Source organism: Dyadobacter sp. 3J3 (assembly GCF_009801115.1).
In the GTDB taxonomy this organism is placed as follows: domain Bacteria; phylum Bacteroidota; class Bacteroidia; order Cytophagales; family Spirosomataceae; genus Dyadobacter.
The window spans coordinates 18,246-39,747 of the sequence record NZ_VTOL01000024.1 but is presented as its reverse complement, the minus strand read 5'-3'; the positions used below and the strand labels follow the sequence as shown (position 1 = coordinate 39,747).

Genomic DNA, 21,502 nt, shown 5'->3' with positions numbered 1-21,502 from the left:
GGCGTAAGATTTAGATCATGGATGGAAGTGCTTCCAGTTTTTTGTAGCATTCCATAGCAATACGGTTGAGCAGTTTAAAGAAACGTTTGTCCTGATCCGGGATACTTTTCTTCAATTCATCTTCCAGTTTTCCAAGTTCGGTTTTCAAAAATGCTTCTGAAATTCCCGGCTTGGTCACGATTCCAAGCACCTTTTTGACCTCAATAGGTTTTTCCCGCACCAACGCATTCAAATCCTGAGTTAAATTAAAGGGCTGAAAAGTCCGCTCATTCCCCGACATTTCCACGAGCCAGTTTTTGTAATGAACTGAAAAGAAAGCCGTCAGATTTTGGTAGAGCTCGTTGTTACTGTATTTATCGCCCAGGCCTAATTCTTTGTAAAAGGCCTCATTGCGCATTTCCGGAATTGTTTCCAGATAGATTTTCATGGCGTACGTCAACAGCGTCAGCGGCTCCATAACCGTTTTGGCAGTATTTGGATAAAAATGGCGAATATCGATCACCTGATCTTCTTTTTTTATTCCAAAATCAAAGTATTGCGTCTGACCTTTTGAAGCAAAATTTCCATCCGGTTTATTCACAAAATCGATGATGGCCGTCGCTCCAATTAATTCTATTAAATGAGCGCTGTTTTTCTGTTCAATACCACCTTGTTTGTTTTCGTATTGTTTTAGCGGTCGGTCCCAAAGCTGATAAAAACAGTTGATTTTGCCATTCAGATATTTTAGGTAATAAGAAAGCGCTGCTTCGGTTTTGGAATTAAACATATCCGAGTTGATAGCACTTTTACTATCATCGGTAACATTGAAATAAGGCATTACGGTAAGTGCGCCATATTTATTTCCACGCAGTTTTTCTTCCTGTTGCAGCAATTTCACCAGCTGCGGAAATCCGGAAGAACCTGTTCCCCCGAAAATTGAACTGACAATAAATATCCTGTCATTTTCGCCAATACTCTTCAATACAAACTTGAATTCTTTTGTATTGGATAGATTGTTAAAAACAACAGAACCGATGTTTGGATTGCCTTTAAAACCCTGATTCAGTTTCAGATTAAGCTCTGTATTCGGATCGTCGTGACTGGAATTATCGTAAAGCGCTTCCAGCAAATCCATATTGATATCACCTACAAGCTCGCCTTTCGGGTCAAGATATTCGATGAACGACTTTTCAAGATTTTCAAATTGAAGCTGAAATGAATCATCCAGGCCTTCTGAATAGTCGTTTTCAGGCGTGATAGAACTCAACGTATTCAGGTTAGCATTGAAGAAACCATCTCGAATTTCTTCGGTGTTGCTATAACCGTTTGAGCGTATATACTTATAGGTTTTAAGCGCTGCCAGTGCCCGGCTCGTATCAGCATTATCAGCATCCACATCGATGATGATGGGGATTATTTTATTGGTATCATTGAGTTTTGTACCTGCGGCCAGCAGCATTGTCAGCGAGCGAACGATCCTCGCCCCTGTTCCACCAATTCCAAAAACAAAAGTATTTCTTGTAGGCATAATCTGTGCTAAATCGACGGGTTAAAAGGGAGTGCGTTTGGCGAAAATCGAGAATCTTTTCAACAGGATTGAAAACAGGATATAGTAAATAAACGCATAGAGCGTGTTGACCATTGCGAAAGTGTAGAAGAAAGAATTCTCGTCCTCCTCCGTTACCGTCTGCGCATGGTTGTAGGCAAAGCCAAATGCGATGATCAACAAAATAACCATTGTGATGACCCAGTGCACTGTTTTATCCCAAACAGGCCTGCTCCGGCCCAAAATAATGTAAAATACAAGTGTGAAAACAAAGGCAAAAACCAGGGTAAACAAACCTACAAAAGGATAAATGTCTGTTGCAAAAATGGGATCCGGATTTTGGCCGCAAAGCAGCTCATAAAGAAATTCAAACATGGAAGCTATTTTTTTACAGGTATTGAAATGTGAATAAAGTTGTCATTTGAATTTTCATAAGCCTCACGAACCCCATCGATCAGGTGTTCAAACGCAAAGGTTTTCCCTGGAATGGAATCCAGAACCCTGTCGTCCATCGTCGACATTGCCTTGTATCCGTTATCATAAACGAGCGGAAGTTTCAGTTCAATATTTCCTTTGTCTTTGTAGATATCAGAAACTTCAATAACGATCACGTGCGTATTTTTTTCCAGAAACTCCTTTTCTCTTGGTTTCAATTTCGACTTATCCAGATCGTCGGTCAATAGAATATTTTTGATCTTGAAGTCAAGATTTCCGGAGGATGTTTTCAAATGTTTGTTCAAGTACTCCGGAGCACTGATCGAGTTTGGAAGCGCGGACAAATCTACTGCAATTGCAAAGGCGGAAGGTTTCTTTTTAGTTGCTTCCAGGTCAGAAATTCCTTTGTCCTCTGCTTTCCAGTTTCCTGCTCTTTCGTAAGTATAAAATGTTTCAAAATCTTCAATTGTTTTATCAAACAATCCAAAGTTGAGATCCAGCACTGGTTTGAAATTGTTCAGATCAGCCAGTTTTCTATTGAATTTACCAACAAGTTCCTTGTTACCGATAACCCATAGATAATAAGGTCTCTCCTGCCCGTCCAGCTTCAATTTCGCATTTTGATAGGTATAATAGTTACCATAAAAAGCTGAGTTAAACCCGTAAAGTGAAGCCGAAATATTATCTCTTTTTAATTTCAAAAAAGTAGATTTCACCAAAGCCTTTAATTCTCCCGGTGCCTTTTGTTTGTTAATTTCAGAATTGGTTTTGATTACATTATCGGGATAGGATAAAATGCAATCGGATACGAAAAGCGAAATGTCGTTCGAATCCGTTTTACTGGCGATCATTTCCAGAATTTTATGCATTTCCGAGCTTTTCTCGTTAGCGACTTTTGTCGTGGAAATTTCGCGAATGAAATCTTTGGTAGATCCCGAATAAGGTGTCAGAGAATCAGCGACATAATAAAGTTTAAGAGGCGCCTTACCAAAAGATTCCTTTCCTTCAATATCCACTAAAAGATTTGGAATCACCTTGACAAAATCAGTTGAGCCATTAAAATAACCGGCCATACTACCAGAGGTTTCCATGAAAAAGTTAACCTTGCCAACTTGCTTCTCAGGTTCTTTTTCTTCTTTATGCTCTTTTTTAGAGCAGCCAAATGTGACGATTAGTAAAGCAAACAAATAAAAATATTTCTTCATCGATTATAATATTGTATTGAGGCTAATTGGTTACCAATATAGAAATATTTGTTGGTTGCAGCCTACATTTCTTCCTTAGAATACCTTCCAGGCAAATAAATAGACTTTTCGCAACGAATTTTCAGAATTAGTACGAACGGAAACGCTGATTATTTCAACAAACCCCCAAAGACATATCCAATTTCTCCTGAATCCAGCGCCTGAACTTTCACCCAGCCTTTGACCGATTTCAATTTTATCAATAAATCTCCGTGATTAAGCGTTTGAAGAATACTGGATTTCGTATTGGATTGTTCCCGTAAATGGGCAGAGGAAGCCGTTATACGCACAAAATCCGCATTTTCTGGAATATCCAGGGTGAAAGATTCTTTTTCTGCCGGTATCGTTGGCGTATCATAAATTGATTGGGAGTTTTCAGCCAATTCCTTTTTATTCGTTAGTAAAGAACTGGATTTTACACTTGATTCCTTTTCCTCTTCCGTAGAAAAGGATTCAGGTTCGGGCTGATCAAGGTTTGTAGATACTTTGGTAGAAGAATATTTCCTGGCTGATGATTTTCGTAAATAATAGCGCTTTAGAGAAGGAGTCCGTGAATCAAATGAATGAACAGGGTTTGAAGAAACTGAACTTTCTGACCGGTTTCTTCTCGAAGGAGCACTTCTTCTTACAACGGCGCGAGGTGTGTAACAAACACCGCAGGTGCCAGAACCCTTGCAATATGCGCATCTGGCGCAATTGGTGCAGATTCTACAATGGTCACTGCCTTCACATCTTTCAAATAAATGATGAAAATCAAAAACATTGACTTCAAATAAGGCAAAAGCGGACAAAGCGATGCCCAGGAAAGATAATACTACAAATTTTTTCACAACGAGGAAGATATTCGCTCAATGTAAATACATTTATAGGATATAGAATTTTTATAAGATTAAATAACTGAATTAGTTATTTAACGGCAACATTTTTTTGTGATTACAAAAAAATCGTCCTGAAAACCCGACATATATTTGCGGTTTTCAGGACGATCGACTTTATCAATTTAAAACTTAATCTCCTGAACCAGATACGTTTCTGAATTATCACCATTGATCTTCACCTCAGCTTTCAACGGTTTTGCCTTCCAGTCAATCGTGATCAGGCCGTAGTTCAGCTTTGCTATCATTTCGCCCACGCGATATTTGTTTGGTTCTTCATGCGGTTTTGAAACGTGTGTTAGTCCGCTGCTTGTCACATCATAAAGATCATAATTCAGACCCGGCACTTTTACTTTTGAAATTTCAGCAATATGTCTGTCGCCGCTGATCATTATAGCGCCTTTTGGTTTTGTTTTTCCAATCAAGTCCAGAAAGCGTTTCCGGGCTGTCGGGAAGTTTGCCCATTTTTCATAGGGATGTTCATCGACGATAAACTGAACACCGCAACCAATGATATGTACATCCGCATTTGAATTTGTCAGCTGTTTTTCCAGCCAGGCCCATTGTGCCTCACCCAACATATCGCCTGACGGATTTGGAATATTATCTTTTCCATCTTTCATCAAAGGATCGCGAAAATAACGGCCGTCGAGCAAAATCACCTTGACACGCTCACCCTTAGGGCCGTAAGTATTTGAGGAATAACCGCCTTCCTGCGTACGCAACGGACTGGCAGCGGGCACGTCCAGAAAATCAAGCATAAGCTGCTGACTTTCCTTTCTTTTCGGATATTCTTTTCCGCCGTCATTTACCCCATAATCATGATCATCCCACACGCCTATTATTTTTGTCTGGCTGCGAAGCTGCTGGTATATAAGATTTGATTTTTGCTTGTCATATTTCGCTTTCAATGTATCCATACTTTCGGAATCGCCATAAATATTGTCGCCCAGCCAAATCCAGACATCCGGTTTTTGGGCTACGATATCATCCCAAAGTGGCTGTGGACGTTTTTGATCGCTGCATGAACCGAAAGCGATGGTAGTAATTTTGTCGTTATTTGTTGATGAAGTATTCCCAACTTTCGAGGTCTGGCATCCTGAAATTGCCAGTGTTACAAGGAAACAGGAAGTAATAAATTTTTTCATAAGGTGATTTTATAATTGCGACTGCAAAAATAGCAAATCCTGATACGCTCCTGACATCTTCACAATTTGTTCATATTTGCCATCCTCGTAATTTCGCTGAACGCTTGATTCCGGGATTCAAATCTTAACTTTACCAATCCAAACAATTAAAAACGCATTTCATGAGCGCAATCAAGGATATTTATTCACCAGCCTTTTACAACCAATTTGCTGATATATTGAAACAAGCTATTCCTGATTTTGAAAAAAAAGAGTTCATCAAACAAATTTTCGTCGAAGAATTCAAGGCCATGGAATGGAAAGAACGGATGAAACATACCACCCGGGTTTTCCATGTTTTTCTTCCAGAAGACTACCCGAAAGCGACCAAGCTCATTAAAAAAATCATTACAATACTAAGGAAAGAAAATATCGGTGGTGGTTTGGAATACATTTTCTTCGCGGATTATGTAGAAACCTACGGGCTTGATGATTTCAAAACCTCTGTAAAACCACTCGAATTTATTACGCAATTCATAAGCTGTGAATTTGGTGTGCGGCCTTTTATTTTGAAGTATGGCGATAAGATGATTGATCAGATGGTGATTTGGTCAAAACACGAAAATGTGCAAGTAAGGCGTTTTGCAAGCGAAGGAAGCCGGCCGAGATTACCCTGGGCTATGGCGATTCCGGCATTAAAAAAAGATCCGTCACCTTTGTTTCCTATTCTGGAAAATCTCAAAAATGATCCATCGGAATATGTAAGAAGAAGCGTCGCGAACAACCTGAACGATATCGCCAAAGATCATCCGGATGTTGTGCTTTCGATTGCAAAGAAATGGAGAGGCGGCAGCAAAGAAACCGAGGCGATCATCAAACACGGCAGCCGGACTTTGTTAAAACAAGGCCACGCAGAGATTTTGGAAGTGTATGGTTTGGATGGAAAAAACATTGCGGTAACCAATCTGAAAATTGCTACGCCGGAAGTAAAAATCGGTGATAGCCTAGAATTTTCTTTCACAATTACCAACGAAAATGATAGCAAAAGAATGGTGCGGCTGGAATCTGGCATTTACTATCAAAAATCCAAAGGACATCTGGCCAGAAAAGTATTCAAGATCAGTGAGAAGGACTACGAAGCCGGTGCAAAAGTCAATATTTTCCGAAAACAATCTTTCAAACTGATTACCACGCGAACGTTTTATCCGGGACTTCATCAACTTTCAATTATTGTGAATGGAGAAGAAAAGGTGAATCAGGATTTTAAGATTACAAATTGATTAAAAAGAATTACAATAAATGATTGATTAGTTTGATCTTCTTCCAGGATTGATCTGGTTGTTTTTTGAAAATGATGGTGGTCAGACCAAAAATGCCCGAATCATATGGCGGCCCATCATCCGGGGAGACGTAAGGCTGATCATCATTATCAAATGTTTCGAAAAAAATAAAAGCGTAATTTCCGCCCGTGGTAAAAACAGGCTCGGAAGTCATGACATAAAACCGCTTTATATCTTTACCTGAATTTACGGTGGAGTAATTTTTACCTTTCAAGCTGATTTTCTTTGACTCCATTGCTCCGGCTCTTTTCCGTAAAGCAACCCGCTCTTTTGCCGAAAACAATCGGTAAATCACCGGATCCCGGTAAAGATAATCGGGATCGTAACTTTCATGTACCTCTCCCGGCTGCGTCATGATTTCCAAAAGCGTTTCATCTCCCGTCCACCCCGACCAAAATATATTCGCCGGCCAACTTAGCGTACTATCTATTACAAAAATATACTCCGGCTGTTTGTTCTCCATTTCACTCATGATAGTGAAGTTGGATGGATCGGCGAAGGTTTGGTGGTAGATTTTTTGGGTTGGGGTTTGGGCTTGGAGGTGTAGGGTTTGGATTACCAGGAAAATTAACAAGGCTACTTTCATAATGTTGCTATGTTGAAATCCTCTCTTCTGAATTTGTAAATCAGAGGCTGTTTCCATTATAATATGCGTTAAAAAGCAAGACTTAATTTCGATACGGTCCAAGCTGGATTCCTTTTACATCTTTTAAATAAGCTATATAACCAGTACTCACAACCAGAACTAGAATGACTGCTAAAAGACAAAAAGGAAGTATCATTTTAAATTTTTCACTGAACGACTTTTGTTTAAAAGGAATCAGTGATATCAGTCCGGCAGGTATCAATCCAAATAAGGCAGTAGTTACTATGTTACCGGCTATTTCGATCAAAAAAATTATTTTATCGTCAACATTAGTCTCGTTGTGAACTTTGAAATACTTAAGCTCTATCACAAAATGTATTAAAACTAATAACGCAATCGCAATCCAGATTATCTTTATTTTCATTCCTATAAATTGAGGTTAGCCATTAAGGATACATAACCGAGTTTGTCAATTTATCAATAACTTCTTTATATCTATTGGCAATATTCTTTTTTTTTGAACCGATTAAAGTACGTGGGTGCTTTGTTTGAAAGGTAAGCTCAGGAAGAGAACCATCGCCAACAGAAAATTTTGTCAAAAATCCTTCCGAAATAATAACCTCCCTTTTAGGATTAAATACAGTATCAATCCAGCAATCATACTTCGTTCCGGTAAGGAAAACTACGATATCCGGTTTCAAAATTGAAACCTCCTCTTTCAACAGATGAAATCCCGCTGGGTTGTCTTTTTGCAGTTTGAAATCTGGCGTGGTACTGCCGCAATCAAATTTGGAAATATTTGTCCATAGAAATCCGTTGGTTTTTCTTGTGACCTCTAAATTTGCCTTGTTCAAGTTATGAAAAAGCGTTCTCGAAAAATTCCAGAATGGACTGGTTAAATATCTTAAACGGCTGCCATCTTTGTAATCAGCAGATTTGCCCAGGTTAAAATTCAAATACTTTGTCTGTAACTCCTGTAAAGTAGGTTTCAAATTCATCTGTTCCCAACTATGTGTTTCCTGGCCTACAAATAGAATTTTCCTTTCCATTTTTTCGTAGTCGCTGAAAACGTTCATAAGCAACGGTGCGGAGACACCGTCATCCCAAGATTCAGGCTGACTATAAATGCCGTTAAGGTAAGTCTGGTAAATTTCTTGAAGTTGTTGGTTGAGGGTTTTCATATTTTATGATTGTATGCATAAGTATAGTCACCATCATCCGTTTCCGTCAGAATGCCCGCCCTTATATCCTTATAATAAATGGCAGCTTGTCTCATGAATCCATTTTACCTTTTGTCAGGGATAATTCTTTATTACTAACCGGCACCAGCGTATGTCCAAACATCGCCAAAACCTGATTTACCTTTTCCAGATTGAGATTTTCTTTCCCCTGCTCAATTTTCCTGACCACCGTAAGCGCAACGCCTGCACGTTCAGCAAAGGCTTCCTGTGTGAGGTTTACCTCTTTTCGCTTCGCCTTAACAAATTCGGATAGTGGTTTCATTATATGCTTTTGCATCGATTATATACAAAAATATATGAATTATATGTTATTGCATATAGAAATAAGATATTTGATTGAATTATATTTAATAGCATATAATTCGAGCATTTCTTAAAGTTTCAATCCTTCAAAACCAAAGTCCAAACCTGCTTTAAAGGAATTTCAGCTTTTAGATCCTCATTTAGCCTGGAATAATTTTCGAGTAACTCGGATATTATTTCTTTCTGTCCCCAAAATCGTACCTTAAAGAATTTATCACGTTCTTCCTTTTTTACAGTCTGTTTAAAACCACCCCACGAAACTAATATCCCTTGCTCGGCATGTACATTAGTCATCACTCCAACAAGTTGATCCAAAGTCGGGCGGTCTACTACCACATTTCCACTTTTAACCTGTATACAAATTCTGGGAGAACCAAAACCATAGGGTTCCGGAGCTGCCAAAAGATCAACACCGTTGTCAGGGCCTTCCGGTGACCGATAAACAGTAAAACCCTTGGCTTTTAAAATGCCTTCAATGATTCTGGGAAGACCATGACCGGCGAAACGTCGTTCAATAAATTCAGCAATCTGGTCGTTAGCAGTTTCTTCGAGATTTATAATTCCAGACTCGATCATAACCTCAGAGTCATTGGGAATATTACCTGTGCTAATGGTTGTTGAATGAGATCCTCTCCATCCATTTTTAGATAGCGCAATTATTCTATCCTCTGCATTATTTCTGCTTATACGACAAATGGTCAAAAAAGCTCCAAAAGAATTCAAAATATCTTGATCGAATGCCGTTCTGGGAACACCCCGTGCAAACCAGTTTACCCCCAAACTATGGTAATAGGGATTTTTTCCTTTGCCATCATACACATAAGGGCCGGTAACTTTACCAAAATGAACTGTACGCTCGAACTTGCTGGGTAAAATAACCCAGTCCTCTTTTTGAATCGATTTTGCAAATGCCCAAATTTGATTCGACCAGTTTCTTATAGTATTAGGATTTTGGCCACTGTAAATCCCATTTAGATTCTCAATTAGGTTGTCACTAGTTTCGACCTTTTCTAAATTCACTTTAAGCCCATCCCAGGTAAGATAGACTTTATCTTCATTTAAAAACTTCTGTTCATATTCTCCGGATTTCCCGGCACGCACAAGCCAAAGAGCCATATTTCTTTTAATTTATTTTTTTACTATGCTCTTAACTCATTATAAACCCTTTTCAGCATATAGTCTCTTACTACTTTGCCGAACTCCTTATGATCCATAACCTTCGTGAAAAGGTCACCATTTTGATCAAACCTTTTTATCCATGCATCGATATGAAGTTCATCAAACGCATAAGCAAAATTGTCCATTGAGTTAGTTCTGGCCTGCAAGGCCAATTTGTCATTCGTTTTCATTTCTGCAACTATCTGATCAAAAAATAGTTTATCCGCATCATTAAACTCTGTGTGAAACCGTTTGTTCAACACATCAATAATCTCAGACAATGCCGCCTTCTCTTCTTTGCTCATTCTGATTCCCGACACATTTCCTCCGTCCAGACCGTATTCGGGCTGGTCTTCCATTAAAATATTTACCTGACCGATATGCTGTAAACGATAGTATTCCAGTGAAACTTCATCGCCAAGCTGAAATCTGTCTTTGCTGTTTTTGGGGAGCGTTTTAAGTAAAAACTTGCCATAAGTAAACAGCTTTTCGAGATCAATATCCGAGAAAGGCATGATCTGGCTCAGGAAAGAATATAATCTGGTAAAAGATTGTAAGGCATGTTTGAAATTTTCCTGTGAAGCTGCTTCGCTGTTTTCAATTGTCGCTGTTTCGGGCAAAGCTTTGAAACGATCACAAGCGGGATTAACAAAGGCATATAATTTCTTTTGTTCACTCTCCGATAACTTTTTTCTTGATTTGAAAAATACATTGCAAAAATTATCAACCTCGGTCTGCCAGATGATCTGCGCTTTTTCAAGCTCGTTTTTTAAATCATACAAATGGTTGGGATCAGTAGCGGAATCAACAGTTGTCAGTTCGTAGTATGGTTGAAATGAAGCCAGAATATCATCCGTTTCGTTAGCAAAGTCGAGCACGAAGGTATCATCCTTTCCGGCTGCCATGCGATTCAGCCTCGACAAAGTTTGTACTGCTTTTACGCCCGACAGCTTTTTATCCACATACATAGTATGCAGCAGTGGCTGATCAAAACCTGTTTGGTATTTATCTGCAACCAGCAAAATCTGGTATTCGTCTGTTCCAAACTTTTTAGGCAATTCATTTTCCTTAAATCCGTTTAATTCTACTTCGGTAACGCCATTGGGATATTCATCATAAACCACTTTTCCAGAAAAAGCAACGATCGTTTTTATATCGGTGTAATGCTGCTCGCGAATGTATTTATCGAATTCTTCCTTGTAACGAACCGCATGAAGTCTTGATCCGGTAACAACCATTGCTTTGGCTTTCCCTCCGATTTTTTTGGCAACAATTTGCCTGAAATGTTCGACGATCACTTCCGTTTTCTGAGACAGATTATGCGGATGCAGACTTAGAAACCGTGCAATGGCTCTTGCTCCCTGTTTTTTGTTGATGTCAGGATCGTCTTCTATTTGTTTAGAAAGCTTGAAATAGGTTTTGTAAGTCGTGTAATTTTTCAAAACATCCAGAATGAAACCTTCCTCAATGGCCTGTTTCATAGAGTAAACATGGAACGGACGTGGTTTTCCATCTAATGAAACTGTTCCGAAAACTTCTATCGTTTTGGGTTTTGGCGTGGCCGTAAATCCAAAGAAACTCAGGTTGGTTTGTTTGCCGCGGGCTTGCATGGATTTCCTGATCTCATCTTCTGCATCTTCATCCAGGCCAGAATAACTTTCGTCTTTTTCAGCTTGTTCGAGCGTTTTGTCCGACAATACCTCCTTCATTTTCTTGGTCGCTTCTCCGCCCTGTGACGAGTGCGCTTCGTCGATAATTACGGCATATTTCCGGTTGGGCATTTCGCCGACTTTATCCAGAATAAAAGGAAACTTCTGTAACGTCGTGATGATGATATGTGAGCCCGAACTGATGGCGTCGGCCAGTTGCTGCGAATCTTTATCAATTTTTTGGACAACGCCTTCTTTATGATCAAACTGATAGATTGTATTTTGCAGCTGATTATCCAGTACTTTCCGATCGGTGATGACGATGACTGAATCAAAAATGCGCTCATTGGCGGCATTATGCAAACTCGACAAACGATAAGAAAGCCAGGCGATGGAGTTCGATTTTCCCGAACCTGCCGAATGCTGGATCAGATAATTTTTTCCGGCACCATTTTCACGCGCGTCCCTTGTCAGTTTTCGAACTACTTCCATCTGGTGGAAACGTGGAAAAATAATCGTTTCCTTTATTTTTTTGACACCATTCAATTCATACTCGTCAGAACTGATGTGCATAAATTTACCGATGATATCCATGAAGCTATCCTTCACCCAAACTTTTTCCCACAAATAGGACGTCCGGTAACCGTCCGGATTGAGCGGATTTCCGGCTCCGTTATTATGGCCGAGATTGAAAGGAAGATAACGTGTATTTTTCCCGGCCAGTTTGGTTGTCATGTAACATTCGTCCGCATCTACGGCAAAATGAACAAGACTTCTTTTTTTGAATTGAAAAATCGGTTCGGATGGCTCGCGGTCATACACATACTGATTTTGTGCATCCTGATTATTTTGTCCGGTAAACTGGTTTTTCAATTCTATGGTCGCAATCGGAAGTCCGTTCAGCGACAAGACCATATCCAGGGAATTCCTGCCTTGCCGCTCGTAATACAACTGGCGCGTTACGGTAAGCTGTTTGAGTTTATATAATTCCTGCGACTGGGCATTAAGCGTACTCTCCGGTTTGAAATATGCCATTTTAAATTTCACACCATAATCCGTAAAACCATTTCGTACCACATCCAGGGTTCCCCGCAGATCCAGTTCTTTAAGCAAACGGGTCAGGACTTTTTGCTGCACATCCGCTTTATGGATGTTGCTAATTTTCTCCCATTCTTTGGGCTGGGATTCTTGCAGAAAAGTAAAAACATGAGCCGGAAACAAGCCAAGCTCTGCATTAAAATCATTGGAATGACCTTTTATATAACCTCCGTTTTGTAACAATTCTGCTTCAATGGCGGCTTCGAAGGTACGTTCAGTATGGATAGACATGAATCAAATTTTCAGGAAAAAGGGAGGTTGTTTAAAAAAATGACCCGTTAGCAGATCTTACGGTATGCAAAACGGGTACTGTTATCCCAAATAAGAGAATTAATATTATTTAATCAAAATTTAGTTACATAGATACTAAGATGATTAAATAGTGCCTGCCATTATTTTTTCTTTTTTAAAGACTCAATGTCGGCTATGTCCTGGGCTCTGTTACTAGCTTTTTTATTCTCAATCAATTGACTCAGACCGATGAACGCTACTTCAAGCTTATCAATTTGAATCATCTTTTTTTGTAAAAAAGCCTCATTGAAAGTAACTCCGTCAATGGAGGTTAGTATATCAATTCTTAATGGAGGATAACCAATCTGGTTAATTATATTTTCCTTTAAAAAATCTTCCCTACTAAACATGAGTGAAGAAAAACCAAACTCGGCTAAAACCGTTAACATTTTTTCAGCGTTTGATTGTGAAATATTTATCCAGATCTCCTGTGTACCGGGGCCTTCCATGAAAAGCCATAGCGTAACCTCCTACAATCAGATATTCTACGTTATGTTTGTTGAGAAGGGATATGAAATCTTCAAAGTCTGGTTCAAGTGTCATTATTTCATCGTTTTCTTGAAAACCAGACTCTTATCCATTCGTTGAAAAGGTTTCAGGTTTTGATTTACCAGATAGGTAACCGCAGACAGGCGTTCAATGGCGGTTTTATTCATCCAATAGTCAAAATCATCAGTAGCCTGGTTACTTGATTTAAGATCAGTTTGACTACGAACCATTGCCATTTCCCTTCCCATATTCTATTGATTTGTTTTAATTCAAATATACGAAATTATCTCTGAATCGTGGAGTAGCACAACCTAAGACCCGGAGATTCGCAGACAGTTCGATTTTTGGGCATCTACAATCCTAAATCCGGTAATTTGCCTTTGAACACTTCTTCCGCCTTTTTTCTGATAACCAAAAACTCCTTCTTTGGAATCTTGAAAATGAGGCGTTTTTTATCATAACAGTTTCCGTTGCTCAGATCCAGTTTTTGATTAAGCTCGGCATGGTGCGCGTGTGGATTAGATGGAAATGGATCAGCGTCGTTCTTATGAATGATCCATATAGAACCGTTTACTTTGAAACGAACCTTTTTGTTCATTACAAATTCAGCAGGTATACCTTCATCAGCAACTGCAATTTGCTGTTGCGTTAGCATCGCAAAATCAAAGTTACTAAGTGCTGCTAATGACTGTTCAAAGGAGATATCAATATCCCAAACATCGCCAATCCATTCCATATCCTCGTGATCCGCATACAGCAAAAATAACGCCGTCATTACATCACCATCAGAAACCGATCTTCCATGAAACTGCGTAAGTTCCTTTGACAACTTGTCCTTGAACTGATAAAAATCTTCTATGGACATCTTTGATGTTTATACTACTTTCACTTTCCCCGTAACCACTTCGCTGATTAAGGCTGTTTTGTATTCTTCTAAAAGGGTGATTTCTTGCTCTGCTTTGGAAATAATAGTATCAATTCTATTAAATTCCGTTTTTAGAAACTTAAAAATTAAATTTTGTTCTTCAATCGGAGGTTCAAATATATTGATTGACATAAGAGCTTCCTGGGTTAATTTGGGTTGTGCTGAACCACTTACATATTCTGTATAATCGATTAACTCTAACAATTCGCACAAATATTCTATATTTCCATTTTTAGGTTTAAGAATATGCGCATGATTGTTGACCCAGTATTTTCCTTTTGCTATGAATGCCAATCTTTTTGATCTAGTTAACAAATTGGCGCCATCTTCTCCAATTAGAATAGTTTCTTCATCAAACAAATAATTGTCTACAAAATCTATGACTCCTGATGCTCCGTAGTAATCATAAATTTTATTTTCCATATTGCCTCTTTCTTCTGCATTCAGAGGAACGCGAATTGTGTTTTTGCTATCAAAAATATATTTCAACTTCTTCACTCCCCAATGCGCCGGAATCTCCCCCAACCATTCCACTCCACTATCTTTCATCTCCACATCCGGATCAAGTCCTTTGGTAACGGCCTGGTTAATGATGGCGGTGCGTTCTTCTTTGAGCAGCTCAATCAGGTTTTCTTTTTTGGAGATTAGCGTGTCGAGTTCGGTTGTTTTTTTATCAAGGTAATTGGCGATGGCGGTTTGTTCCATCAATGATGGGAGTGTCAAGCGTAACTCCTTGATCTTTTCAAGATGTAAATTCGTTACCGAAGTTTTTTGACTACTTTCAAATATTTGGCGTTCAACAATATTACTTTGAAAAAAGTAATAGAAAAATGAGTTTGTTAGAGATTCCTCAAACTTAATTAAACAAAGACTAACGAAGATACTAAACTCCCAGTCCCAGTCTATAATTTTCATCAGACCAATTGTTCCATTCTTTGATAATAGTAAATCTCCTTTTTTGGGATTACATCTTTTGCTAAGTTCTTTGTGTTCCTCCAACGGAATTCTTTTTACAGTATCCAGATCAATATTTACCTCATGGATGTCAGAAACTCTTAGAAACGGAACACCATTGACATTGTCAATATACGTTGGAGTAAAATGAGCTCCATCAATTATTTTATTAGTGTGAAATTTTAATTTAGTGACACCCCAATTGTTAGGGATTTTACCAATCCACTCAACCCCCGAATCCTTATATTTTTCGTACTTCTCCATAACTATTCAATTACCTCTTTAATCAATCCCATTGTTTCTGTTTCAAGCGCGAAAATATCGGCACGGATATCGGCCAGGGAACGGAGCGGTTTGTATTGGTAAAAATATTTGGTGAAGTTAATTTCGTAACCCACTTTGGTTTTGGTTTCGTCTACATAGGCGTCCGGTACATGCGGCAGCACTTCGCGTTTCATGTAAGTTTGGATATCTTCTTTCAACGGGATGTTTTCGGTATCACGCAAACTGCTGTCTGCTTTGGGCTTGCCGTTTTTGTCCAGTTTTGGTTTGCCATTTTTGTCGCGTTCCGGTCTTTCCACGGTTACTTTGGCATAACCAAAATCGGTATTGTCAAATATCTTGCAATAATCGCTGGTTGTAAATTCTCCGTACAGTTTGGTAATTTCCTTGATATGATCAGCAGATAATTCATTCCGTTTGTCGCCCAATGATTTGCTCATTTTTTTGGAAAAATCAACGGCATTAATCAGCTGCACTTTTCCTTTTCTGTAATCGGGCTTATGGTTGGAAATGATCCAGATGTAGGTGCTGATGCCGGTGTTGTAAAAAAGCTGGTTTGGCAAAGCCACTACGGCTTCAAGCATATCGTTTTCAATAATCCATTGCCGGATACTGCTTTCATTTTTGGTCGTGCTCGGGCTTCCGGAAAAAAGCGGAGAACCATTAAACACAATCGCCAAACGAGAACCGCCCTCACTAACCGGCTTCATTTTGGACATCAAATGCATTAGGAACAAAAACGACCCGTCGGAAACAGAAGGTAATCCAGCACCAAACCGTCCGCCGTGGCCTTTGCTTTCATGTTCCGCTTTCACGGATTTTTCAATCTTCTGCCATTTCACCCCAAAAGGCGGATTGGTGATCAGGTAATCAAAATGCTCACCGGGCAATTTATCTTCTGAAATACTATTTCCTTTTTTGATATTGGCAGCGCTTTGTCCCTTGATGATCATATCCGATTTACAGATCGCATAAGATTCCGGGTTTAGTTCCTGTCCGAAGACTTCCAGCCGCGCATCCGGATTCAGCTCATTCAGATATTCTTCGGCCACGCTCAACATTCCGCCCGTTCCCGCGCAGCAATCGTAGATCGTTTTTACAATTCCCTTTTTTGTCAGGATTTCCCGGTCGTTCAGGAAAAGCAGGTCAATCATCAGCCGGATCACTTCACGCGGTGTAAAATGTTCTCCGGCCGTTTCATTACTGATCTCCGCAAATTTCCGGATCAGTTCTTCAAACAGATAACCCATTTCCATACTGCTCACCTTATCGGGATGCAAGTCTACTTCCTGAAAACGTTTCACGATCATGAACAACAGGTTATTGTCATCCATTTTGGTAATCTGGTTATCAAATTCAAACTGCTCAATAATTTCACGCGCATCTTCCGAGAAACCGTTGATGTAATTCCTGAGATTGGCCGCGATGTTTTCAGGATCGGCAATCAGTTTATCAAAGGTGTAGGGACTTCTGTTATGGAATTTATAACCCGATACTTTATTCAGCAAAGGATCAACATTTTGCACATTCATCGTTTTGACCTGCTCATATTTTGTCAAAACTTCTTCTTTGGATTTTTCCAGCACACAGTCCAGGCGGCGCAGTACGGTCAGCGGCAATACTACCTTTCCGTAGTCACTTTGTTTGTAATCGCCTCTCAGTAAATCCGCTATGGACCAGATAAAATTTGCAGTCTCTTTAAAATTCTTCATTCGTTTGTATTACGCAGACTTGGATTTGTTTTTACGTAGCAACAAGTAAAGAATTTTTGAGGGATTTCTGCTTAGGTGGATGGTTAAAAACTTTGGGTTAGGTACTACGATATCGGTTTTATATTGGTCGTACCTACGGCACTTTGTTTTTTGGCTTGGCTAACAGCTTTGTTCCCACGGCTAACTTTCTTTTCCCAGGGTTAAAACCCTGCGCGACAAAACTGGTCATGCCTACGGCATTAGGGAATAGTGCCAGAGGCACGGCCAATCTTTTAACGCAGGGCCTCAGCCCTGGAAAGAAGCAAATGTCAAATCAAACCCTCAAAAATATATCTTTCATCATAAACTACTCCAAACTTATCCAGCATTTCTATATACTCTTCTCTGAAAATCTGTTTTCGGTGATGGGCCTCCTGATTTTTAATATATTTCAAAACGCTATCAATATGGGATTTGCTGTAACTGAACGCACCATATCCCTCCTGCCATTCAAATCTGTGCGGCAGTAATTTACTATCATTTATCCATTTGGATGATCTGCCTTTGGCAATTTGCATGACATCTGAAATAGACTGCGATGGCTTCAAACCAAAGAAACAATGCACATGATCCGCCACGCCATTGACAATGATATTCTTACAACCGGTTTCATTGATCAAGTTTCCAATATTCGCAAATAACTCTGACTGCCATTCTTTTCCAATCACAGCATCACGGTATTTAACGGCAAAAACGGCTTGGATGTAGATTTGATGATAAGTGTTTGCCATGAAGTTTGTGGATTTAATGTGCTACAACTATATTTGTAAGACATTATATCCTTAGTCATGTCACATCAACGGATTAAAATCCGCTATAACACAGCCTCTGGCACCAGGCTATATCCTAAGTGCCGTAGGCATGGCCAATCTTGTTGCGCAGGGTTTTAACCCTGGGGTTTGGTATTAGGGTTTGGTCTGGGGTTTAGCCCTGGTATTTTCAGCCATTAAATTCTATTCCTTAATATTCCAAGCCTTCTCCACCATCCCCGCAATCACCTCATACCCTTTATCCGAAGGATGCAAACCATCATAAGTCATATTTATAGCCTCAACCGGATACGGATATTCATCATTCACGGCATCGTAGGGAACGGCCGTATAGGCAGGATATCCGTAATTTTCGTATTTGCCCGTTTGCGGATCTTTCAGTCTTTTGAAGTTCACCACATTATCCAGCGTAATGCCGCTATCGTGGTATAAATCCACAACAGGAAACTTTTCCAGTTTCCCTATCTCGACTATCGCATTGACGAACTGTTCCAGTTCCTGCTTATTTTTTTTCCTGTACGAGCCGTAAGCATTGTTTTTGAAGCTGTTGATATAAACGAAATCACCTCGTTGCATTGGTGTGATCAGGATGACTTTTGCCTTTTTGTTCAGGCTTTTCAATTTAGTATTGATGATCCGGAATGAACCATATACGGTGCCTGTTCCTGTATTTTGCTCATAGTCCGAAATTGCACCCAAGGCTTTCCCCTGCCACCAGTCGTTCGTACCCAGAAACACGCTGTATACGTCCGCTTTTACAAGTCCGAGCGAATCAACTCTATCGGCGATATTTACAGCCGTCCAGCCGTTGTGGCCCTGATTGATGTATTCAATATTTGGATGTTTTTCAGTAATTAACGTCATATAACCTTTTGTGACACGATTTCCCGTCTCATCCTTATGGTCATTTAGGTAAGTAATAGAATCTCCGATGGCAACCCAGGTAATTTTCCGGGGCGTGGAAGCAATCGATATCAGGATTAAAATGGTCAGCAGAAAAAACTTCTTCATGGAAAATGGACAGCTATGCGTTAATCTTCAAATATTAAATTTAAAACAATAACATAAACCTCCAACCACTGAAAAATACTTATCAACCTGAAAATTCAATATACATTTTGTAAAAGAAATCATATTCGCAAAAGGGAAGATTCTCTAATTTTCTAAAACTTTATTGAAACAAAAGTAAATTGCGGACGTCACTACCAACTTTCAATTCCATTTCTCAAACGCTCATCCTTAATTCAAATGAAAATTACATTACTCGCCTCAGCATTGGTTTTCAGTCTGGTCAGTTGCAATGAAAAATCTGATTCAAAATTAGAAACCGCTCCGTCGATTGCAGGAACCTGGGCACTGGTTTCGAGCAAAGTCATCACCAAAGGAGATACCGCTTCGACCTTCCCCGTCAAAGGCCAGGAAATGATCAAAATCTTTAATGATAATACTTTTGCGTTTTTCAAACATGATCTTAATGGAGGCAAAGGCGAGGCTGCAATATTTGATTCAGGTGCCGGGACTTATGAACTGAAAGATGGAGATTACTCGGAACATCTGGACTATTGCAATTACCGCGACTGGGAAAACCGGGATTTCAAATTCAAACTACGTATACAAAACGACTCCTTAATCCAGACCGGAATTGAAAAAATCGACAGCCTGAATATCAATCAGGAAATTGTCGAAATTTATGTACGAAAAAAATAAAGATACGTAATGATATTTGATTCCATCCAATACAACGCTTACCTATAAACGTGAATGCTGACTGGAATTTTTATAACAATTGAGATTTATTGGATGAGCTTTGGTTTAAATTGTAAGTATTCTTGAAATTTTCAAAACTTCGTTAAAAATCTCGTCTGCTTGCAACCCTTTTGATAGTTTTGAACTCTTAATTCAACAGGAGTAATTATACCCCAATATTTACAGGCATTTTTTTCCAAAAATTACCATATCCCTAACAAATTTTTACTTACGATGTTTTTTACTCCGCATATAAATTTTCGATTAAAAGTTACTTTTTTTAATACAAGGTTTACTAAACAAACCGTTTTCATTTTGATTTCGAATAAAAATGTTTGAGCGGGCACCTGGATTAAAGCCCAACGCAAAGATTGGTAAATCTAAAATTGACTCAAAACTGCCATTTTTTGTTCTTTGTATTGTCATTATTGCTCCAAGATGGTATTATGTAGAAAACTTTGCGGTTGCACTACCTTTCTGGGATTAATGGGACGCTGAATGGGTCCGATTGCTAAAACCCTGGACGGAAGGAACACTTATTTTTTCGGATCTTTGGAGCCGTCACAACGAGCACAGAATCTTTCCCACAAGACTTGTAACTCTGCTCAGTTTTGAACTTACAGGTATCTGGAGCAACCTGGCGGAAGCGAGGCTAAACATTTTGTTGGGAGCGTCAACACCACTTCTGCTGATATGGCTGCTTTACAAAGGGCGCGCGCTATATGGGCTCAGATGGCTGGTCGTGGCAGTGATTGTTGCAGGTGCCGTACTTCCTTTTTCGTGGGAAAATTTATTGATAGGTTTTCAAAGTCAGTTTTACTTTTTAAATCTTTTTACACTATCCGCGCTTGCACTGGCCGTATTCCGCCCTCGAAATACATGGTCCATGCTAAGCATAGCCGGACTTTGTGTGTTAAGTGTCATCACCATGGCCTCTGGCCTTATCACACCCATTGCAGTAGCCATGGTTTACGCTACCGACGGATATGTCCAAAAGAACTGGTCACCGAAAAACCTGCTTGTCATTTTTGTTCTCCTTATAACTGCCGCAGCCGGATATTTTACGATGCCTTACGTTCCAGGGCATAATTTCCTACATGCCCAAAACATGACGGAAATGCTTAAAACAACAATTCGGATCATGGACTGGCCACTTGCAGATCATAAATTGCATATGGGCTTGCTATGGTTGCCCACCCTGATTACCATGCCATTGCTGTTATTTACGCGCCGTTTTACAAGGTGTGACCTATTGATGTTCGGTTGCTTTATCTGGACCGGTGCGCAGGTTTTGGCTCTGGCTTTTGGAAGAGGACACGACCTTTTTGAAGTTTCGTCGCAGTATACCGATATTCTTCTGCCGGGATTGGCCGGGAATGCCTGGTTTGTGATACGCGCAACCGAAGTATTTTTCATCGGGCAAAAATTTAACTTTGCAGTCAAGATTGTTGGATTTCTGTTTTTTGCAGCTTTGTTTTTTAGCTACAAGAAAAGATTTCCAAATGATATTGAAACAATGAAAAACGATCGTGCGATGCGATTGATACAAACCCAAAATGTGCGGTTGTATTTAAAAACGCGGGACAGACAACATCTTGAAAAACCCCGGATGCATATACCCTATCCAAATTCAGAAAACTTCCAAAAGATACTGGATCAACCAGGTTTGATGGAGATACTTCCGCAGTCAGTGTTGCATTAAAAGAAATTTAA

22 protein-coding genes are annotated in these 21,502 nt (G+C 39.5%); 3 read left to right on the top strand and 19 right to left on the bottom strand.

Features of this window, described 5'->3' with window-relative positions:
- Positions 1–10: 10 nt before the first annotated feature.
- The 5 genes from FZF08_RS29675 to FZF08_RS29655 all read right to left on the bottom strand — a co-directional run bounded on the left by FZF08_RS29675 (position 11) and on the right by FZF08_RS29655 (position 5,227).
- Positions 11–1,507, bottom strand: coding sequence for a hypothetical protein (locus FZF08_RS29675; RefSeq protein WP_159477868.1), 1,497 nt, complete (start codon positions 1,505–1,507; stop codon positions 11–13).
- A 21-nt stretch (positions 1,508–1,528) separates the two neighbouring features.
- A complete protein-coding gene (locus tag FZF08_RS29670) occupies positions 1,529–1,900 on the bottom strand; it encodes a hypothetical protein (RefSeq protein WP_159477865.1) in 372 nt (123 codons plus the stop codon).
- A 5-nt stretch (positions 1,901–1,905) separates the two neighbouring features.
- Positions 1,906–3,165 carry a hypothetical protein gene (locus FZF08_RS29665; RefSeq protein ID WP_159477862.1) on the bottom strand — a complete coding sequence of 420 codons (1,260 nt, stop codon included), beginning with the start codon at positions 3,163–3,165 and terminating at the stop codon, positions 1,906–1,908.
- Between the two features lie 149 nt (positions 3,166–3,314).
- Entirely contained in the window at positions 3,315–4,034 is a 720-nt protein-coding gene (locus tag FZF08_RS29660) for an SH3 domain-containing protein (RefSeq protein WP_159477859.1), read from the bottom strand.
- Positions 4,035–4,204: 170 nt separating this feature from the next.
- On the bottom strand, positions 4,205–5,227 hold the full coding sequence (locus FZF08_RS29655) for an alkaline phosphatase D family protein (protein ID WP_159477856.1): 1,023 nt from the start codon (positions 5,225–5,227) through the stop codon (positions 4,205–4,207).
- A gap of 161 nt (positions 5,228–5,388) precedes the next feature.
- Between FZF08_RS29655 and FZF08_RS29650 the strand changes: the two genes are divergently transcribed.
- A complete protein-coding gene (locus FZF08_RS29650; RefSeq protein WP_159477853.1) occupies positions 5,389–6,486 on the top strand; it encodes a DNA alkylation repair protein in 1,098 nt (365 codons plus the stop codon).
- A 10-nt stretch (positions 6,487–6,496) separates the two neighbouring features.
- Here the strand turns inward: FZF08_RS29650 and FZF08_RS29645 are convergent, their stop codons facing one another.
- The 14 genes from FZF08_RS29645 to FZF08_RS29585 form a co-directional block, all read right to left on the bottom strand.
- Entirely contained in the window at positions 6,497–7,189 is a 693-nt protein-coding gene (locus tag FZF08_RS29645) for a hypothetical protein (RefSeq protein WP_159477850.1), read from the bottom strand.
- A gap of 25 nt (positions 7,190–7,214) precedes the next feature.
- Positions 7,215–7,556 (bottom strand): hypothetical protein, encoded by a 342-nt coding sequence (locus FZF08_RS29640; RefSeq protein ID WP_159477847.1) that lies wholly within the window; start codon positions 7,554–7,556, stop codon positions 7,215–7,217.
- Positions 7,557–7,578: 22 nt separating this feature from the next.
- A complete protein-coding gene (locus tag FZF08_RS29635) occupies positions 7,579–8,313 on the bottom strand; it encodes a hypothetical protein (RefSeq protein WP_159477844.1) in 735 nt (244 codons plus the stop codon).
- 91 nt (positions 8,314–8,404) lie between these two features.
- Positions 8,405–8,635, bottom strand: a complete 231-nt coding sequence (locus FZF08_RS29630; protein WP_159477841.1) for a type II toxin-antitoxin system Y4mF family antitoxin — start codon at positions 8,633–8,635, stop codon at positions 8,405–8,407.
- A 119-nt stretch (positions 8,636–8,754) separates the two neighbouring features.
- A complete protein-coding gene (locus FZF08_RS29625; RefSeq protein WP_159477838.1) occupies positions 8,755–9,792 on the bottom strand; it encodes a restriction endonuclease in 1,038 nt (345 codons plus the stop codon).
- Between the two features lie 23 nt (positions 9,793–9,815).
- The gene (locus FZF08_RS29620; protein WP_159477835.1) at positions 9,816–12,812 is read right to left on the bottom strand and encodes a type I restriction endonuclease subunit R; all 2,997 of its coding nucleotides are present in this window, start codon (positions 12,810–12,812) and stop codon (positions 9,816–9,818) included.
- A 161-nt stretch (positions 12,813–12,973) separates the two neighbouring features.
- Positions 12,974–13,261 carry a hypothetical protein gene (locus tag FZF08_RS29615; protein ID WP_200837196.1) on the bottom strand — a complete coding sequence of 96 codons (288 nt, stop codon included), beginning with the start codon at positions 13,259–13,261 and terminating at the stop codon, positions 12,974–12,976.
- A 4-nt stretch (positions 13,262–13,265) separates the two neighbouring features.
- A complete protein-coding gene (locus FZF08_RS31660) occupies positions 13,266–13,415 on the bottom strand; it encodes a hypothetical protein (protein ID WP_200837195.1) in 150 nt (49 codons plus the stop codon).
- A complete protein-coding gene (locus FZF08_RS29610; protein WP_159477832.1) occupies positions 13,415–13,609 on the bottom strand; it encodes a hypothetical protein in 195 nt (64 codons plus the stop codon). Before FZF08_RS29610 ends, FZF08_RS31660 begins: the two co-directional genes overlap by 1 nt.
- 104 nt (positions 13,610–13,713) lie before the next feature.
- Positions 13,714–14,226, bottom strand: a complete 513-nt coding sequence (locus FZF08_RS29605; protein WP_159477829.1) for a hypothetical protein — start codon at positions 14,224–14,226, stop codon at positions 13,714–13,716.
- 9 nt (positions 14,227–14,235) lie between these two features.
- Positions 14,236–15,504, bottom strand: a complete 1,269-nt coding sequence (locus FZF08_RS29600) for a restriction endonuclease subunit S (protein ID WP_159477826.1) — start codon at positions 15,502–15,504, stop codon at positions 14,236–14,238.
- Between the two features lie 2 nt (positions 15,505–15,506).
- Entirely contained in the window at positions 15,507–17,234 is a 1,728-nt protein-coding gene (locus FZF08_RS29595) for a class I SAM-dependent DNA methyltransferase (protein ID WP_159477823.1), read from the bottom strand.
- Positions 17,235–17,542: 308 nt separating this feature from the next.
- Entirely contained in the window at positions 17,543–18,004 is a 462-nt protein-coding gene (gene tnpA / locus FZF08_RS29590) for an IS200/IS605 family transposase (RefSeq protein WP_159477820.1), read from the bottom strand.
- Between the two features lie 222 nt (positions 18,005–18,226).
- Entirely contained in the window at positions 18,227–19,054 is an 828-nt protein-coding gene (locus FZF08_RS29585; protein WP_159477817.1) for an SGNH/GDSL hydrolase family protein, read from the bottom strand.
- A 237-nt stretch (positions 19,055–19,291) separates the two neighbouring features.
- Here FZF08_RS29585 and FZF08_RS29580 point away from each other — a divergent pair, with 237 nt between their 5' ends.
- Positions 19,292–19,750, top strand: coding sequence for a hypothetical protein (locus tag FZF08_RS29580; protein ID WP_159477814.1), 459 nt, complete (start codon positions 19,292–19,294; stop codon positions 19,748–19,750).
- A 547-nt stretch (positions 19,751–20,297) separates the two neighbouring features.
- On the top strand, positions 20,298–21,491 hold the full coding sequence (locus FZF08_RS29575) for a hypothetical protein (protein WP_159477811.1): 1,194 nt from the start codon (positions 20,298–20,300) through the stop codon (positions 21,489–21,491).
- Positions 21,492–21,502 lie beyond the last annotated feature (11 nt).

What these genes read in the sequence shown, in the direction of transcription:
- FZF08_RS29625 (WP_159477838.1), bottom strand. Translation starts at nt 9,792, where the DNA reads ATGGCTCTTTGGCTTGTGCGTGCCGGGAAATCCGGAGAATATGAACAG.
- FZF08_RS29605 (WP_159477829.1), bottom strand. Translation starts at nt 14,226, where the DNA reads ATGTCCATAGAAGATTTTTATCAGTTCAAGGACAAGTTGTCAAAGGAA.
- FZF08_RS29610 (WP_159477832.1), bottom strand. Translation starts at nt 13,609, where the DNA reads ATGGGAAGGGAAATGGCAATGGTTCGTAGTCAAACTGATCTTAAATCA.
- FZF08_RS29580 (WP_159477814.1), top strand. Translation starts at nt 19,292, where the DNA reads ATGAAAATTACATTACTCGCCTCAGCATTGGTTTTCAGTCTGGTCAGT.
- FZF08_RS29650 (WP_159477853.1), top strand. Translation starts at nt 5,389, where the DNA reads ATGAGCGCAATCAAGGATATTTATTCACCAGCCTTTTACAACCAATTT.
- FZF08_RS29600 (WP_159477826.1), bottom strand. Translation starts at nt 15,504, where the DNA reads ATGGAGAAGTACGAAAAATATAAGGATTCGGGGGTTGAGTGGATTGGT.
- FZF08_RS29675 (WP_159477868.1), bottom strand. Translation starts at nt 1,507, where the DNA reads ATGCCTACAAGAAATACTTTTGTTTTTGGAATTGGTGGAACAGGGGCG.
- FZF08_RS29670 (WP_159477865.1), bottom strand. Translation starts at nt 1,900, where the DNA reads ATGTTTGAATTTCTTTATGAGCTGCTTTGCGGCCAAAATCCGGATCCC.
- FZF08_RS29635 (WP_159477844.1), bottom strand. Translation starts at nt 8,313, where the DNA reads ATGAAAACCCTCAACCAACAACTTCAAGAAATTTACCAGACTTACCTT.
- FZF08_RS29655 (WP_159477856.1), bottom strand. Translation starts at nt 5,227, where the DNA reads ATGAAAAAATTTATTACTTCCTGTTTCCTTGTAACACTGGCAATTTCA.
- FZF08_RS29615 (WP_200837196.1), bottom strand. Translation starts at nt 13,261, where the DNA reads ATGTTAACGGTTTTAGCCGAGTTTGGTTTTTCTTCACTCATGTTTAGT.
- FZF08_RS29620 (WP_159477835.1), bottom strand. Translation starts at nt 12,812, where the DNA reads ATGTCTATCCATACTGAACGTACCTTCGAAGCCGCCATTGAAGCAGAA.
- FZF08_RS29630 (WP_159477841.1), bottom strand. Translation starts at nt 8,635, where the DNA reads ATGAAACCACTATCCGAATTTGTTAAGGCGAAGCGAAAAGAGGTAAAC.
- FZF08_RS31660 (WP_200837195.1), bottom strand. Translation starts at nt 13,415, where the DNA reads ATGACACTTGAACCAGACTTTGAAGATTTCATATCCCTTCTCAACAAA.
- FZF08_RS29595 (WP_159477823.1), bottom strand. Translation starts at nt 17,234, where the DNA reads ATGAAGAATTTTAAAGAGACTGCAAATTTTATCTGGTCCATAGCGGAT.
- tnpA (WP_159477820.1), bottom strand. Translation starts at nt 18,004, where the DNA reads ATGGCAAACACTTATCATCAAATCTACATCCAAGCCGTTTTTGCCGTT.
- FZF08_RS29665 (WP_159477862.1), bottom strand. Translation starts at nt 3,165, where the DNA reads ATGAAGAAATATTTTTATTTGTTTGCTTTACTAATCGTCACATTTGGC.
- FZF08_RS29585 (WP_159477817.1), bottom strand. Translation starts at nt 19,054, where the DNA reads ATGAAGAAGTTTTTTCTGCTGACCATTTTAATCCTGATATCGATTGCT.
- FZF08_RS29645 (WP_159477850.1), bottom strand. Translation starts at nt 7,189, where the DNA reads ATGGAAACAGCCTCTGATTTACAAATTCAGAAGAGAGGATTTCAACAT.
- FZF08_RS29640 (WP_159477847.1), bottom strand. Translation starts at nt 7,556, where the DNA reads ATGAAAATAAAGATAATCTGGATTGCGATTGCGTTATTAGTTTTAATA.